We start from the raw sequence: 14,108 nt of genomic DNA on the forward strand, positions 1-14,108 counted from the left end.
TGAGTTATGTCTATATTCAAGGACAAAGTTTTATTAATCACCGGAGGCACCGGATCTTTTGGTAACGCTGTATTGCGTCGTTTTCTTGATAGTGACATCAAGGAAATCCGTATTTTTAGCCGTGACGAGAAAAAGCAGGATGACATGCGTCATCACCTGCAAAATCCCAAAGTAAAATTCTACATTGGTAATGTCCGTGACCGCCAGTCTGTGGACGGTGCCATGATGGGAGTGGATTATGTGTTTTCCGCCGCCGCCTTGAAGCAGGTTCCCAGTTGCGAGTTTTTCCCGTTGCAGGCTGTGCAGACCAATGTGATCGGTACCGACAATGTACTGGAATCCGCCATAGCGCATGGTGTAAAGAATGTAGTAGTGCTTTCTACCGACAAGGCTGCCTATCCCATCAATGCCATGGGCATCAGCAAGGCCATGATGGAGAAGGTTGCCATAGCCAAGGGCCGTGCGCTGGGTGAAGAGGCAGGAACGACCATCTGCTGCACCCGTTACGGCAATGTGATGGCAAGCCGCGGTTCTGTAATACCGTTGTGGGTGGAGCAGATAAAGAACGGCAGGCCCATTACGGTAACGGACCCCAACATGACCCGCTTCATGATGACGCTGGACGATGCCGTGGATTTGGTAATCTATGCGTTTGAACACGGGCATAACGGTGACCTGTTCGTGCAGAAGGCTCCTGCCGCCACCTTGGATGTACTGGCGCAGGCCTTGAAGGAAACATACGCGCAGGTTGATCCGAAATACGGTGAGACGGAGGTGAAGACCATCGGCACGCGCCACGGCGAGAAACTGTATGAGACACTGGTAACCCGCGAAGAGATGGCAAAGGCTGTCGACATGGGCGACTACTACCGCATCCCCTGCGACACCCGTGACCTGAACTATGACAAGTTCTTCACGGAAGGCAATGAGGATATTGCCCGTATAGAGGACTATCACAGCCATAACACCGCCCGCCTGGATGTGGAGGGCATGAAAAATCTTCTTTTGAAACTCCGCTTCATCCGTGAAGACCTCGGAATGGAGGAAAAGGCGAAGAGCGCGGAAATCAAGAGTGAATAAGTCTTTAATTTGAATAATACAACAGGAAAGAAAGAGGGAATGTATTGTTCCTTTAGAAAAAAAAACTATCTTTGCCATATTGAAACTAATAATTGAGAATATGGCAGCAACAGTATTAAATTCAGTTCAACAACATCTTTTGAAGATGTTTGCTTTTGATGGTTCGGAGGAGCGATTGAATGAAGTTAAAGAAGTGTTGACCAAATATTTTTCTCAGAAGTTAGATGACCGCTTGAATGACTTATGGGATTCGGGAGTTTTAAACCAAGAAAAACTTGATGAACTGAGAAAAATTGATGTCCGTACACTTCCGAAGAGATGAATAGAATTGTATTAGATACAAATAGCTTGATACAGTGCATTTCTCCCAAAAGCAGGTACCGTAAGATTTGGGATTGCTTTTTGGATGGAACGAATCAGTTATGCGTTTCTGATGAAATTCTTAATGAATATGAGGAAATATTAGAACGTTTGGCAGGTGTGGAAATAGCTAAGCTGGTGATTGATGTCATTCTCAATAATCCTTATACTTTGTTCTTTACTCCTTATTATAACTTCAATCTGATAAAATCAGATCCGGATGATAATAAGTTTGTGGACTGTGCAGTTGTGGCTAATGCCAAGTTTATTGTTACGGAAGATCATCATTTTCATATATTGAAGCAATATAATTTCCCAAAAGTAAGTTTTATAGGTTTGGATGATTTCTGTCATTCACTATGAATATCTTCTCTTTTCTGTGACAAACAGAACCCATTAGTTTATGAAAATCTTAGTAACCGGCTCCCGAGGGTTCGTCGGCCGGAACCTTGTATCCCAGCTGCACAACATCCGTGACGGGAAAGCCCGTAATTACGGCATTGCAGGTGAGGAACTTACTATTTACGAGTATGACATGGACAGTGACCCTGCCGAACTGGATGTCTATTGCAGACAAGCTGACTTTGTCTTCAATCTGGCAGGCGTGAACCGTCCCCAGGATGCGTCTGAGTTTATGAAAGGGAACTTCGGCTTCGCCTCCATGCTGCTTGATACATTGAGGAAGTACGGAAATACTTGTCCGGTAATGATTTCCTCTTCCACGCAGGCCGCACTCGACAACCCTTACGGTGAATCGAAGCGGGCAGGGGAGCAACTGTTGTTCGAGTACTCCAGGGAAACGGGTGCAAGGGTACTGGTGTACCGCTTCCCGAATGTTTTCGGCAAATGGTGCCGCCCCAACTATAACAGTGCGGTGGCCACTTTCTGCAACAATATCGCCCATGACTTGCCCATCCGGGTGAACGACCCTTCGGTGGTGATGCATCTGGTTTACATAGACGATGTGGTGGACGAGCTTGTCTCTGCCCTGAGCGGCAGGGAACACCGCAACGGGGATTATTGCGAAGTGCCCGTAGTACATACCGTTACCTTGGGCGGCATTGTGGAACTGATAAGGTCTTTCAGGCAAATGCCCGGTACCTTGTCCGTTCCGGATTTGAGCGATGCCTTTACAAAGAAACTCTATTCCACATACCTCTCATACCTGCCTGAAGAACGGTTCAGCTATCCCTTGAAGATGAATGTGGACGACCGTGGCAGTTTTACGGAGATTATCCGTACTTCCGACCGCGGGCAGTTCTCGGTGAACATCTCCAAGCCGGGCGTTACGAAAGGCCAGCACTGGCACCATACCAAGAACGAGAAGTTTGTGGTGGTGAGCGGACACGGTCTGATACAGCTCCGCAAGATAGGTACGGAGGATGTTGTCAGCTTCGAGGTAAGCGGCGGGAGGATGGAGGTCGTGGAGATGATTCCCGGCTATACGCACAACATTGTCAACCTTTCGGAAACGGAAGACCTGGTGACCTTCATGTGGTGCAACGAGTGTTTCGACCCGGCACGTCCGGACACTTATTCTGAAAAAGTCTGAAACGAGTTAAAGAATATAGGAACAGATGGAACTAAAATTGGATTATTCGCAAGTCAGGTTTCAGGAGAACGGCAGACTGAAACTTCTGATTATAGTGGGCACCCGTCCGGAAATCATCCGCCTGGCGGCTGTCATCAACAAATGCCGCAGTTATTTTGACTGTCTTCTGGCCCACACCGGCCAGAATTACGACTATAACCTGAACGGTGTCTTCTTCCGTGACCTGAAGCTGAAAGACCCCGATGTGTATATGGATGCCGTCGGCGATGACCTCGGTGCCACGATGGGGAATATTATCAACGCCAGCTACAAGCTGATGGTGCAGGTGAAACCTGATGCCGTGCTGGTGTTGGGAGACACGAACTCCTGCCTGAGCGTGATAGGCGCGAAACGTCTGCATATCCCCATCTTCCATATGGAGGCAGGCAACCGCTGCTTTGACGAGTGCCTGCCTGAGGAGACCAACCGTCGTATTGTGGACGTCGTTTCCGATGTGAACCTCTGCTATTCGGAGCATGCCCGCAGATACCTGAACGCTTCGGGCGTGGCGAAAGAACGTACATACGTAACCGGTTCGCCCATGGCGGAAGTCCTGCATGAGAATTTGTCCGAAATAGAGTCCAGCGATATTCACCAGAGATTGCATCTCCAGAAAGGTAAATACATCCTGCTCTCCGCGCATCGGGAAGAGAACATTGACACGGAGAAGAACTTCCTGTCCCTTTTCAGCGCGGTTAACGCTATGGCCGAGAAATATGACATGCCCATACTTTACAGTTGTCATCCCCGTAGCAGGAAACGTCTGGAATCAAGCGGCTTTGCACTTGACAGACGTGTGATTCAGCATGAACCTCTCGGTTTCCACGACTACAACTGCCTGCAGATGAACGCCTATGCCGTTGTGAGTGACAGCGGCACCTTGCCTGAGGAGAGCAGTTTCTTCACTTCTGTGGGGCATCCTTTCCCGGCTGTATGCATCCGTACGAGTACGGAGCGTCCCGAGGCTCTTGACAAGGGAACCTTTATCCTGGCCGGCATTGACGGGAAATCCTTGCTTCAGGCTGTAGATACTGCTGTGGAGATGAACAGGAACGAGGACGATGGCCTGCCGGTGCCCAATTATACGGATGAGAATGTATCGGCCAAGGTTGTGAAGATAATCCAGAGCTATACGGGGGTGGTGAACAAGATGGTTTGGAGAAAATAATGGTGAGACATGCCTAAGAAAATCTTGATACATAGCCTGATTTTCAGTCCGGATGGAGTTTCGACAGCCTATCTTTATAATGATATTGCTCTGAAATTCCAAGAAAACGGTTATGAAGTATTGGTATTGACAACTACGCCTCATTACAATGTTGTGGAATCACAACTGGCAGCACAACCTCTGAAATGGAAGGTTTGGGGGATTTGTAAAGAAAGCTGTTTTCATGGAATCAGAGTTCTTCATGTACCCCAGAAGAAATTCAGAAATACATTTCTGCGTGTCCTGGGATTTGTCTATTGGCATATTATCTCTTTCCTGATTGGTTTGTTCCAGAGAAATATAGATGTCATACTGTCACCTTCCCCTCCTTTGACTATCGGTGTAATCAACATTTGGCTGGCGAAAATCAAGGGATGTAAAACCATATATAATGTGCAGGAAATATATCCTGACATCTTGAAACGAAAGGACGGGCTTGTTATAGAACAGCTACGTAGGATGGAACGGTATGTTTATAATAACTCAACGGCCATAACGACAATAGACCAGGTATTTTATAATGTAATAGCCGGAAGGTTTAAGGATAAGTCCAAGCTTTGTATAATACCTAATTTTGTAGATACAGAATTGTATAATTCTCAGGGTGGAAATGTAGAATGTCTGAATCCCCATTTTTTCCCTGCCACAGATTCTTTGAAATTGCTTTATGCCGGGAATATTGGTTATGCCCAGGATTGGGAGCCCTTAATTTGTCTGGCAGAAAAGACGAAAGGGGTTTCCATTGAATACTTTATCATCGGTGAGGGAGTCATGAAACCCGTTCTTGAGGAGAAAGTACGTGAGTTGGAGCTGGATAATGTGCATATTTTGCCCTATCAGCCCAGAAGTTTGATGCCGTCCATTCTTGCCTATTCAGACATCCAGTTTATTTTCATGAACCCTGAAATGGAGATGCAGGGATTCCCTTCCAAGGTTTATACAATCATGGCATGTGGTAGGCCTTTATTGGTCTGCTCGGGAAAGGATACGCCTATCATCAATTTCCTGCAGGAACATGGCTGTGCAAAATTGATTACAGAGAAGAGTTTGGAAAAGAAGGTGGGAGAAATGGCGGATTGGCTGAATTCCGTCTCAAAAAGTGAACTGGCTTTACTGGGTCGAAATGGTGTGGAGGTGATTAAGCGATTATATTCCAAGGATGTGGTAACTCAAAAATATGTAGACTTGGTTGAAACTTTATGAACATACGATATTTATCAGTCAATGATTAGGATAACTTGATATTTCCGGGTATCTTTGTGGAAAGATTGGATGTATGAGGAAGATTAAGCCATATAAGGAACAAGAACCGATGGTACCGAATGTTGGTGAACCGGTAGTTGTATATACGGGTAATGAGAATAATCCGAATATCGTTACGGAAGGACGTGATGACATTAGGCATGCTATTTCCGGTGAAGAATTATTGGATAGGCTTTGCCCTCGTATAAAGGCTTTGTTTGGATGAGAGTCGTATTATTCGCTTCCGAAGTAGAGGAGGATTTGTATGGGCTTATAAAAATACTTGTTGAGAAGGAGTATTTGGGTACTTATCCTTTTGCTATTTCTTATGTGGAAGAACTGATAGCTGATATTCAACAGAACATTCATTCTAAATTAAAAAAGAAAGCGCCCGCTTTTTTTGAGCGTTATGGTAAGGATATGTATTACATCACTTATCAACGTAATTCTAATACGACGTGGTATGTTTTTTTCTCTCTCATTGGAGATACTTATTTTATTAAATACATAACTAATAACCACATTTCCGGTCAGTATATTTTTTAGCATATTTCAATGAACATACTTATCACTGGAATCCACGGCTTTGTGGGGTCTAATCTCGTTGTTGCCCTAAAGGAACGTCATAGCCTTTACGGGCTGGATATTGTCGCTCCTGAAAAGGAGGGGGTGGTAAAGACTTTTTTCTGGAAGGATATTGAACCGGCTTCTTTTTCGATGCGGAATCTTCCTGAATTCGATGCCATTATTCATCTGGCTGGTAAAGCCCATGACACGAAGAACCGGTCCGCTGCCCAAGCCTATTTTGATATCAATATGGGATTGACCCAAAAGATATTTGATTTCTTTCTGGAATCGTCTGCGAAGAAGTTTGTATTCTTCAGTTCTGTGAAAGCCGCTGCAGACAGTGTGGTGGGTGATATGCTGACTGAAGATGTGGTGCCTGCTCCGATAGGACCGTATGGGGAGAGCAAGATAGCTGCCGAGAATTATATTCTTGGCAAGTTGAATGTTGAAAATGGAGAATTGAAAGTTAATCCGTATGATGACAAAAAGGTCTATATCCTGCGTCCTTGCATGATTCATGGTCCCGGCAATAAAGGCAATCTGAATCTTCTTTATAATGTGGTGAGGAAAGGCATCCCTTGGCCTTTGGGAGCTTTTGAGAACAGAAGGTCTTTTACTTCGATAGACAATCTCTGCTACGTGTTGGAAGGGCTGTTGACTAAGGAGGTGGCGAGTGGTATCTACCACATGGGAGATGACGAGGCCTTGTCCACGAATGAGCTGATAGCTTTGATGTGTCGGGCTTTGGAGCGTAAGCCGCATATCTGGAAGATAAACAGAGGACTGATGGAATTCTGTGCCCGGCTTGGGACTCTGCTCCATTTGCCTTTGAATACAGAGCGTCTGCGCAAGTTGACAGAGAATTATGTGGTGAGTAATGCGAAGATAAAGGCTGCCCTGGGAATTGACAGAATGCCGGTGAGGGCAGAGGAGGGGATAGTGAGAACGATAAAATCGTTCTCAAATTAAAAGTTAAGAATTAAAAATTGATAATTAAAAATTAAAGAGGAAAATACTGTTATGTATTATCTGCTAATACTGGTTCTGCTGTTTTTAGCAGAACTTTTTTATTTTAGAGTGGCTGATAGGTGCAATATCATCGACAAGCCCAATGAGCGGAGTTCTCATACGAAAGTGACTTTACGCGGTGGTGGGATTATTTTCTATTTCGGAGCGTTGGCCTATTTCCTGACGAGTGGCTTTGAATATCCCTGGTTCCTGCTTGCCTTGACACTGGTGACGTTCATCAGCTTCGTGGACGATATAAAATCCACCGGACAGATGACAAGGCTGCTTTTTCATTTCTCTGCTATGGCTATGATGTTTTATCAGTGGGGACTTTTCTCCTTGTCCTGGTGGTGGATAGTCATAGCCTTGATAGTCTGTACGGGCATCATCAATGCCTACAACTTTATGGATGGCATTAACGGCATAACCGGTGGTTATTCTCTGGTTATTCTTGCTGCGTTGGCCTATATCAATAAGGAGGTGGTTACTTTTGTGGAAGCGGATTTCATCTATACCGTTATCTGTTCCGTTCTAGTCTTCTGTTTCTTCAATTTCCGCAAGCGTGCTAAATGCTTTGCCGGTGATGTGGGGTCGGTGAGCATTGCCTTTATCCTTCTTTTCCTGATAGGCAGGCTCATCATTGAAACGGAAGATTTCAGTTGGATAGTCCTTTTATCCGTTTATGGTGTGGATAGTGTACTGACTATCATTCACCGCCTGATGCTTCATGAGAATATCGGGCTGCCGCATCGCAAACATCTGTATCAGATTATGGCGAATGAGCTGAAGATTCCTCATGTCATAGTCTCTCTGGCCTATATGACAATACAGACTTTTATAATAGTAGGATATATTTATTACCAACGGTATGGCTATATCTTCTTGATAGGGTGTATCTTACTGTTGAGCGCAATATACGTACTCTTCATGAAAAAGTATTTTTCAAGACATATCTCTTGAATTACTGTCTTCCATTATACAATTTCCACGGTCACCTGAATACCCAAAGCTTTGGCAATACGCTCGATATCACGCTTCTTTGTTTTTGTATTGCTGCAGGTCATAAGAAACCGTCCGTTGCCTAATGGTTTTTGAGCGCGCTGGTATTTCTCATGAAGTGTGTTTGATATCAAGGGAATCTTGCATACCTTGATATTTAAAGATTGCACTTGTTCCACACCTACTGTCATCACAAATTGCCGGAAAGTCTCGGCTGCTTGTGTTTCTTGAATTACTTTCCCATTACCAAAAGTAATTTTTAACCGGGATATTGGAGTATTGCTTTCCGTATCATTGGTTACTTGGTATAGTTTCTTTGCTGCTTCAAGAAATCTTGGAAATAATGTTCCCCACTGGTTGTTGACAACAATTTTTGTTCCGTCTGCCAATAAAATAACTTCATCAGGCTTAAGAAAGTAACGTTTCTTTAAATCGGGATGAGATTTGATTTTTTCTTGGACTTCTATCAAGGTACGTATTACACCTAATACTTTCAAATTATAGTCATAAAAAATGAATCGGGCGGTGTACAATAAAAACAAATAGTCCCGGATTCTTTGTCAAGAATCCGGGACTATTTGTTTTTATCGTTTTTGAGGGGCTTTACTTAGCCGGCTTCAACCATTTGTCCAGCCATTCAAAGAAGGTACGTTGCCACAGCACGCCATTCTGAGGTTTCAGTACCCAGTGGTTTTCGTCCGGATAGATAAGCAGTTCGGCAGGAACGCCACGCATCACGGCTGCATCGAAGGCGGCCATTGCCTGGTTGGCAAGGATGCGGAAGTCCTTCTCTCCGTGGATGCAGAGGATAGGGGTGTCCCATTTGTCGACGAAGAGATGCGGGGAGTTGGCAAAAGTGCGTTGTGCCGTAGCGTTGTTCTTTTCCCAATAAGCGCCGCCCATATCCCAGTTGGCAAACCATTTCTCTTCCGTTTCCAGATATTGCATTTCCATGTTGAAGATACCGTCGTGTGCGATGAATGCCTTGAAGCGTTTGTCATGGTGTCCGGCAAGCCAATATACGGAGAAACCTCCGAAGCTGGCACCTACGCAACCCAGGCGGTCTTTGTCGACGAAAGGTTCTTTCGCCATTTCGTCAATGGCAGTGAAGTAGTCCTTCATGCACTGGCCGCCATAATCACCGCTGATGGCTTCGTTCCACTCTACACCGAAGCCCGGAAGACCACGACGGTTGGGAGCTACGATGATATAGTCGTTTGCCGCCATAATCTGGAAATTCCAACGGTAGCTCCAGAACTGGCTGACGGGACTCTGAGGACCACCTTCACAGAAGAGGAGGGTGGGGTACTTCTTGTTAGGGTCGAACTGCGGAGGATAAATCACCCAGGTCAGCATCTGCTTGCCGTCGGTGGTCTTCATCCAGCGGGCTTCCACCTTACCCATCTCCAGCTGGTCGTAAATCTGCTTGTTTTCTGTGGTCAGTTGCACTGCTTCTGCAAAAGCGTCGCCGTTGCGTGCACTGTTTACGGCATAGATTTCGTCGCCCATGCTCATGGAGTGGCGTTTGGCGATAATCTTGTCTCCGCAAAGGGCAAGCGAAGCATAGTCGTACATGCCGTCGGTGAGCTGGGTAAGCTTGTCGTTTCCGGCAAGGTCGATGTTGTAAATCTGTGTCTCGCCATGCCATACACCGATGAAGTAGATGCTCTGGGAATCTTTGTTCCACAAGAAGGCGTCCACGTTCGATTCGAAAGCTTTGCTTACAAAACGTTTCTCGCCGGTCTCGAGGTTCATGATAAACAAGCGGTTCAAGTCGGCTTCGTAGCCGTCACGCTCCATGCTCTGCCAGGCGATGTATTTGCCGTCGGGAGAGTATTGGGGATTCGTATCATATCCCTTGTTTTCTTCCGTGATGTTTTTGGTTTCCTTGGAGGCAAGGTCGTAGATATAAATGTCGGAGTTGGTGGAAATGGCATACGCCAGTCCGGTTTTCTTACGGCATGTATAGGCCACCTTATCAGAAGACGGGCTCCATGCCAGCTGCTCGATACCGCCCCAGGGCTTCATCGGGCTTTCGTATGGCTCTCCCTCAAGAATATCAGTGACATTGCTGATGGCATTGCCGTCGAAATCAGCAACAAACGGATGGGGAGCAGTAGTCACCCATTCATCCCAATGCTTGTACATCAGGTCGGTAACGATGATGCCGGTGGCTTTAGGAAGGTCCGGATGTTTGTCTGCCGTACTCTTCACGGTCTTTACCTGGGCAATGAAAAGGAGTTTCTTGCCGTCGGGCGAGAAAGAGAACCCTTCGATGTCTCCCTCGTATTGAGTCAGCTGCTTGCGTCCGCTGCCGTCGGGATTCATTTCCCATACCTGGCTGCTGCCGCTTTCGTTGCAGAGGAAGGCAAGCTTCTTGCCGTCCTTGAACCATGTGGGCTGTCCTTCTTGCCAGGCGTCATGCGTTATCTGGGTATTGCCACTACCGTCGGCATTCATGACGAAGACTTCGCTGTTACTCTTGTTCTGGGGCACGCTGTAATAGGATACCGTGTAGGCAATTTGCTTTTCGTCGGGAGATACGGCTACACTGCCGATACGTCCCATCGCCCAGAGTGCCTCGGGTGTCATACGCTTTCCTTCAATCTTGATGTCCGACCGCTGGATGAGCGCTGCTGCGTCCTGCTGCTGTCCGGCATCTTTTGTTCCTCCGCAGGAGGCCAATGTCATGGCTGCTGACATAAGTAGTAGATTTACTTGTTTCATATATGTTTTTTGTTTCGGTTATTTCAATGCAAAGATACTAAATTTTCCTTCCTTGCCAATTCCCACGTTTGATATATAGCCAGCAGAAAATGAGAATAAAGCTGGAATAAACCATTTCCGAGGTCCAGCAGATGGCCACGTCGAGTTGCAGAATCAGAATAATGTAGGTGATATAGGCTGTGTAGATGACCAGCGTTGCCAGCTCCATGCCCAATGCAGTACGCGTATTGCCGGTTCCGGAAACTGCCTGGAAATAGACATTGGCAGGAACCAGGAACAGATAGGTGGAGCACATCACCCAAAGCGAATGCACGGCAGCATCCTGCAGGTCGGGTATGTCGGTATAAATTCCCAGAATCAGCTTGGGGAACAGCGCGAAAAGCAATGCCAGCGGAAGTACGAAAACGTAGGCTATGCGTACATGTTGCCGGATAGTGCCTGCCACGCAATCGGAGTGGCCTGCACCGATGAGGTTGCTGACCAATGAACCGCAGGTAGAGGCAAATGCCATGAGTACCATGAACAGTATGCCGGACACGTTGCGGACAATGTTGGTCACTGCCAGCGAGCGCTCTCCCAGATGCTCCACATAAAGGAAGAACAAGAACCAGGTGGAGAGGGAGAAGAAATTCTGTATCATGGTCCAGAAAGAGACGTTCAGCATCCGTTTCAATACGTCCAGCCGGAACTTCGGAATACGGTCCAGCCCGTACTTGCAGCAGTCGATACGGCTACGGGTATAGAGGATGAAGAATAACAGCGAAACCAGCTCGGCCAATGAGGAGCCGATGGCAGCTCCGGCAATGCCGAGTGCAGGAAAACCGAATTTACCGAAAATCAGGATATAGTTGAATACGACATTGCTCAACACCATGACGATGGAGTTCAGTGTCAGTGTCTTGGTCTGGGTGGTTCCCAAGAAAAAGGCACGGAACATGACTGCGCTGAACGAGAAGAAGGCACCGAATACACGCCAATGCAGGTAGCTGGTGGCTGCTTCGTAGATATGTTCCGAGGCTACGATGCGTTTCAGGATAATCGGCGAGAAGCAATAGGACAGCAGGAACATGACTGTCGCCATCCCGACTTGGAAATAGATGCCCTGATAGAACAAGTCACCGATTTCCTTATACTGCTGTTCGCCGTTGCGCCGGGCAATGAGTATCTGTGCCCCGATGCTGAAACCGAAGGCAACCATGAAGATGACCATGTAGAAGACACCGGCGATGGCAGATGCTCCCAGCTCGACTTCGCCCACACGTCCGAGGAAGGCGGTGTCCGTCATACCTATCAGTTGCTCCATAAGGAGGCTGATTAGGATGGGGTAGGCTATAAGCCAGATTTGTTTGTAGGTGTATTTAGTCTGCATAATTTAGAGTCTGTGATTTTTTCATTGGCGTAAGGATAAGAAAGCCGGGCAAATGTCATTGTCCGGCTTTCTGCAAAAGAATATCTTGAACGGTAGTCTTACTACTTTTTGTTCTGTTTTTCTTTCATCATCTGTTCCTGCTGTTTCTGCATGGCTTCCAGACGAGCGGCGAAACCGGTTTTCTTCATCTTCTTCGGGTCTTTCTTGTTGGCTTCCAACTGAGCAAGAAGGGCTTCCTCATTGGTTGTCTTGCGCATGATGAGCGTTGTTACCACACTGACTAACGTAGAGATGAAGTAGTAATAGTTCAATCCCGAAGGATAGTCGTTCAATATGAAGAGGAACATGATAGGCATCAGGTATGACATCCACTTCATGGCAGCCATCTGCGGATTGGCACCCGTATCCTGTTGCTGCATCATGTACTTCGTGTTCAATATGTTGGTAACCGTCATCAGCAGGCAGAACAAGCTGAGGTGGCTTCCCAGGAACGGGATATGGAACGGGAAGTTGATGAACGCATCGTAAGTGGAAAGATCGTCTGCCCACAAGAAGCTCTGCTGGCGGAGTTCAATGGCACTCGGCACGAACATGAACAAGGCCATCAAGATAGGGAACTGTATCAGCATCGGCAGACATCCACCCATCGGACTGACTCCGTACTGGCTGTAGAGGCCCATCACTTCCTGCTGCTTCTTCATGGCATCTTCCTGCTTGGGGTACTTCTTGTTTATCTCGTCGATTTTCGGTTTCAGTACGCGCATCTTGGCAGAAGACATGTAGGTCTTCCACGTAGCCGGGAATACCACAGCTTTTACGATTAACGTCATGAACAACAGTACGATACCCATGCTCAACCCCCAACTGGACAACCAGTCGAAGATGTTGATGGTGAACCATTTGTTTATCCAGCGGATGAGCGGCCAGCCCAGATAGACCAGACGGTTCAGCTCCCACTTCTCGTCACGCCCCTTGTCGAGTGCGGTCAGGGTCTTGTAGTGATTGGGGCCGAAGTAGAAGAACAGCTGGGTAGGTTCCTTGCCGGCAGGGTCGAACTTCGTGCTCATCTCCGCAGAATAGTCCTTAATGTAGCCGCTGCCTTGAGTCTCCATCTTGGAACTCAGTTTGGTCTTTTCAAAGTCGGCATCTGCCAAAAATACTGAAGAGAAGAACTGGTTCTTGAAAGCAATCCAGTCCAGGCGTTCCGGAACTTCCTTTTCGTCGTTCTTGTTGGCGGACAGATAATCGGTACCCTCTCCGGTGATTTTGTAAGTCAGTTCAGCCAGACGGTTCTCGTAGGTGTAACCCTTCTCTATCTGACGGGCACGCTGAGACCACTCGATGTCCACATAATTGTTGGTAGCCGCCAGCTTACCTTCCATATTGACTGCTTGAATAGTAAAGTCTATCAGGTATGTGTCATTGTGCATGCGATATGTAAAGTCGATATAGCTGTTGCTGTCTGCCGACAAACGCATGGTGACGGTACTGTCCGTACGGTTTACTGCGGTGAAATAATAGTCTTCCGTCTGGATAGTCTCTTTCTTGTTGTAAAAGAGGAAATTCATGGAAGCGTCATTGCCGCTGAACAGTGTGACGGGGGTCGTCTTGTCTTGTCCCATGTATTCCTTCAGCGTGGCCGAAGCTATGCGCCCGCCTTTTGTATCTACGGTTATTTCTGCCAGGTTGTTCTGGATGGTTACCTGCGAGTTGGTTCCTTGACGGGCGTCGAAGAAGAGGGCAGTGGAGTCAACGCTTGCTTCCGCTCCGCTTTCGTTGGCCAGGGCTGCTTCCGCCTTGGCTTTCAAGTCGGCTTCGCGCTGTTGCACCTGGGCTATGGAGTCGTAGTAACGTTGCTGTGCTTCCAACTGCTCCTGGCTGGGACGGCTCAGAAAGCTGAAACCTACTAACAATATCGCTATCAGAACAAGACCTGTGATGGTATTTTTATCCATTCT

At 46.9% G+C, this 14,108-nt stretch carries 14 protein-coding genes; 10 read left to right on the plus strand and 4 right to left on the minus strand.

Features of this window, described 5'->3' with window-relative positions; genetic code table 11:
* Positions 1–6: 6 nt before the first annotated feature.
* From DWY55_RS09000 to DWY55_RS09045, 10 genes are all read left to right on the plus strand, one after another.
* Positions 7–1,080 carry a polysaccharide biosynthesis protein gene (locus DWY55_RS09000; RefSeq protein WP_120178061.1) on the plus strand — a complete coding sequence of 358 codons (1,074 nt, stop codon included), beginning with the start codon at positions 7–9 and terminating at the stop codon, positions 1,078–1,080.
* 100 nt (positions 1,081–1,180) lie between these two features.
* Positions 1,181–1,402, plus strand: a complete 222-nt coding sequence (locus tag DWY55_RS09005; RefSeq protein WP_005829183.1) for a hypothetical protein — start codon at positions 1,181–1,183, stop codon at positions 1,400–1,402.
* Positions 1,399–1,803, plus strand: a complete 405-nt coding sequence (locus DWY55_RS09010; RefSeq protein WP_022400851.1) for a putative toxin-antitoxin system toxin component, PIN family — start codon at positions 1,399–1,401, stop codon at positions 1,801–1,803. The genes DWY55_RS09005 and DWY55_RS09010 overlap by 4 nt, the downstream gene beginning before the upstream one ends.
* A 40-nt stretch (positions 1,804–1,843) precedes the next feature.
* Positions 1,844–2,992, plus strand: coding sequence for a capsular polysaccharide biosynthesis protein CapF (locus DWY55_RS09015; protein WP_117681073.1), 1,149 nt, complete (start codon positions 1,844–1,846; stop codon positions 2,990–2,992).
* 25 nt (positions 2,993–3,017) lie between these two features.
* Positions 3,018–4,199, plus strand: a complete 1,182-nt coding sequence (gene wecB / locus DWY55_RS09020) for a non-hydrolyzing UDP-N-acetylglucosamine 2-epimerase (RefSeq protein ID WP_120178062.1) — start codon at positions 3,018–3,020, stop codon at positions 4,197–4,199.
* A 9-nt stretch (positions 4,200–4,208) separates the two neighbouring features.
* On the plus strand, positions 4,209–5,441 hold the full coding sequence (locus DWY55_RS09025) for a glycosyltransferase family 4 protein (RefSeq protein ID WP_120178063.1): 1,233 nt from the start codon (positions 4,209–4,211) through the stop codon (positions 5,439–5,441).
* A gap of 73 nt (positions 5,442–5,514) precedes the next feature.
* Positions 5,515–5,706 carry a hypothetical protein gene (locus DWY55_RS09030; RefSeq protein WP_035457993.1) on the plus strand — a complete coding sequence of 64 codons (192 nt, stop codon included), beginning with the start codon at positions 5,515–5,517 and terminating at the stop codon, positions 5,704–5,706.
* Positions 5,703–6,026, plus strand: a complete 324-nt coding sequence (locus DWY55_RS09035) for a hypothetical protein (RefSeq protein WP_117681071.1) — start codon at positions 5,703–5,705, stop codon at positions 6,024–6,026. Before DWY55_RS09030 ends, DWY55_RS09035 begins: the two co-directional genes overlap by 4 nt.
* 9 nt (positions 6,027–6,035) lie before the next feature.
* A complete protein-coding gene (locus DWY55_RS09040) occupies positions 6,036–7,016 on the plus strand; it encodes an NAD-dependent epimerase/dehydratase family protein (protein WP_117681070.1) in 981 nt (326 codons plus the stop codon).
* A gap of 51 nt (positions 7,017–7,067) precedes the next feature.
* Positions 7,068–8,015, plus strand: coding sequence for an MraY family glycosyltransferase (locus DWY55_RS09045; protein WP_117681069.1), 948 nt, complete (start codon positions 7,068–7,070; stop codon positions 8,013–8,015).
* 14 nt (positions 8,016–8,029) lie between these two features.
* Here the strand turns inward: DWY55_RS09045 and DWY55_RS09050 are convergent, their stop codons facing one another.
* From DWY55_RS09050 to yidC, 4 genes are all read right to left on the minus strand, one after another.
* Positions 8,030–8,551 carry a hypothetical protein gene (locus DWY55_RS09050; protein ID WP_243633643.1) on the minus strand — a complete coding sequence of 174 codons (522 nt, stop codon included), beginning with the start codon at positions 8,549–8,551 and terminating at the stop codon, positions 8,030–8,032.
* A 106-nt stretch (positions 8,552–8,657) separates the two neighbouring features.
* Complete coding sequence (locus DWY55_RS09055) at positions 8,658–10,781, minus strand: alpha/beta hydrolase family protein (RefSeq protein ID WP_044468042.1); 2,124 nt, start codon at positions 10,779–10,781, stop codon at positions 8,658–8,660.
* 37 nt (positions 10,782–10,818) lie between these two features.
* A complete protein-coding gene (locus DWY55_RS09060; RefSeq protein WP_005829161.1) occupies positions 10,819–12,150 on the minus strand; it encodes an MATE family efflux transporter in 1,332 nt (443 codons plus the stop codon).
* Between the two features lie 101 nt (positions 12,151–12,251).
* On the minus strand, positions 12,252–14,105 hold the full coding sequence (gene yidC, locus DWY55_RS09065) for a membrane protein insertase YidC (RefSeq protein ID WP_005829159.1): 1,854 nt from the start codon (positions 14,103–14,105) through the stop codon (positions 12,252–12,254).
* Positions 14,106–14,108 lie beyond the last annotated feature (3 nt).

The sequence above is a fragment of the Bacteroides sp. AF25-38AC genome (assembly GCF_003602995.1).
Classification (GTDB): Bacteria; Bacteroidota; Bacteroidia; order Bacteroidales; family Bacteroidaceae; genus Bacteroides; species Bacteroides uniformis.

Excerpts from the sequence above, each read along its gene's own strand:
- DWY55_RS09055 (WP_044468042.1), bottom strand. The coding sequence starts at position 10,781 with ATGAAACAAGTAAATCTACTACTTATGTCAGCAGCCATGACATTGGCC.
- DWY55_RS09025 (WP_120178063.1), top strand. The coding sequence starts at position 4,209 with ATGCCTAAGAAAATCTTGATACATAGCCTGATTTTCAGTCCGGATGGA.
- DWY55_RS09030 (WP_035457993.1), top strand. The coding sequence starts at position 5,515 with ATGAGGAAGATTAAGCCATATAAGGAACAAGAACCGATGGTACCGAAT.
- DWY55_RS09040 (WP_117681070.1), top strand. The coding sequence starts at position 6,036 with ATGAACATACTTATCACTGGAATCCACGGCTTTGTGGGGTCTAATCTC.
- yidC (WP_005829159.1), bottom strand. The coding sequence starts at position 14,105 with ATGGATAAAAATACCATCACAGGTCTTGTTCTGATAGCGATATTGTTA.
- DWY55_RS09015 (WP_117681073.1), top strand. The coding sequence starts at position 1,844 with ATGAAAATCTTAGTAACCGGCTCCCGAGGGTTCGTCGGCCGGAACCTT.
- DWY55_RS09060 (WP_005829161.1), bottom strand. The coding sequence starts at position 12,150 with ATGCAGACTAAATACACCTACAAACAAATCTGGCTTATAGCCTACCCC.
- wecB (WP_120178062.1), top strand. The coding sequence starts at position 3,018 with ATGGAACTAAAATTGGATTATTCGCAAGTCAGGTTTCAGGAGAACGGC.
- DWY55_RS09005 (WP_005829183.1), top strand. The coding sequence starts at position 1,181 with ATGGCAGCAACAGTATTAAATTCAGTTCAACAACATCTTTTGAAGATG.
- DWY55_RS09035 (WP_117681071.1), top strand. The coding sequence starts at position 5,703 with ATGAGAGTCGTATTATTCGCTTCCGAAGTAGAGGAGGATTTGTATGGG.
- DWY55_RS09010 (WP_022400851.1), top strand. The coding sequence starts at position 1,399 with ATGAATAGAATTGTATTAGATACAAATAGCTTGATACAGTGCATTTCT.
- DWY55_RS09045 (WP_117681069.1), top strand. The coding sequence starts at position 7,068 with ATGTATTATCTGCTAATACTGGTTCTGCTGTTTTTAGCAGAACTTTTT.
- DWY55_RS09000 (WP_120178061.1), top strand. The coding sequence starts at position 7 with ATGTCTATATTCAAGGACAAAGTTTTATTAATCACCGGAGGCACCGGA.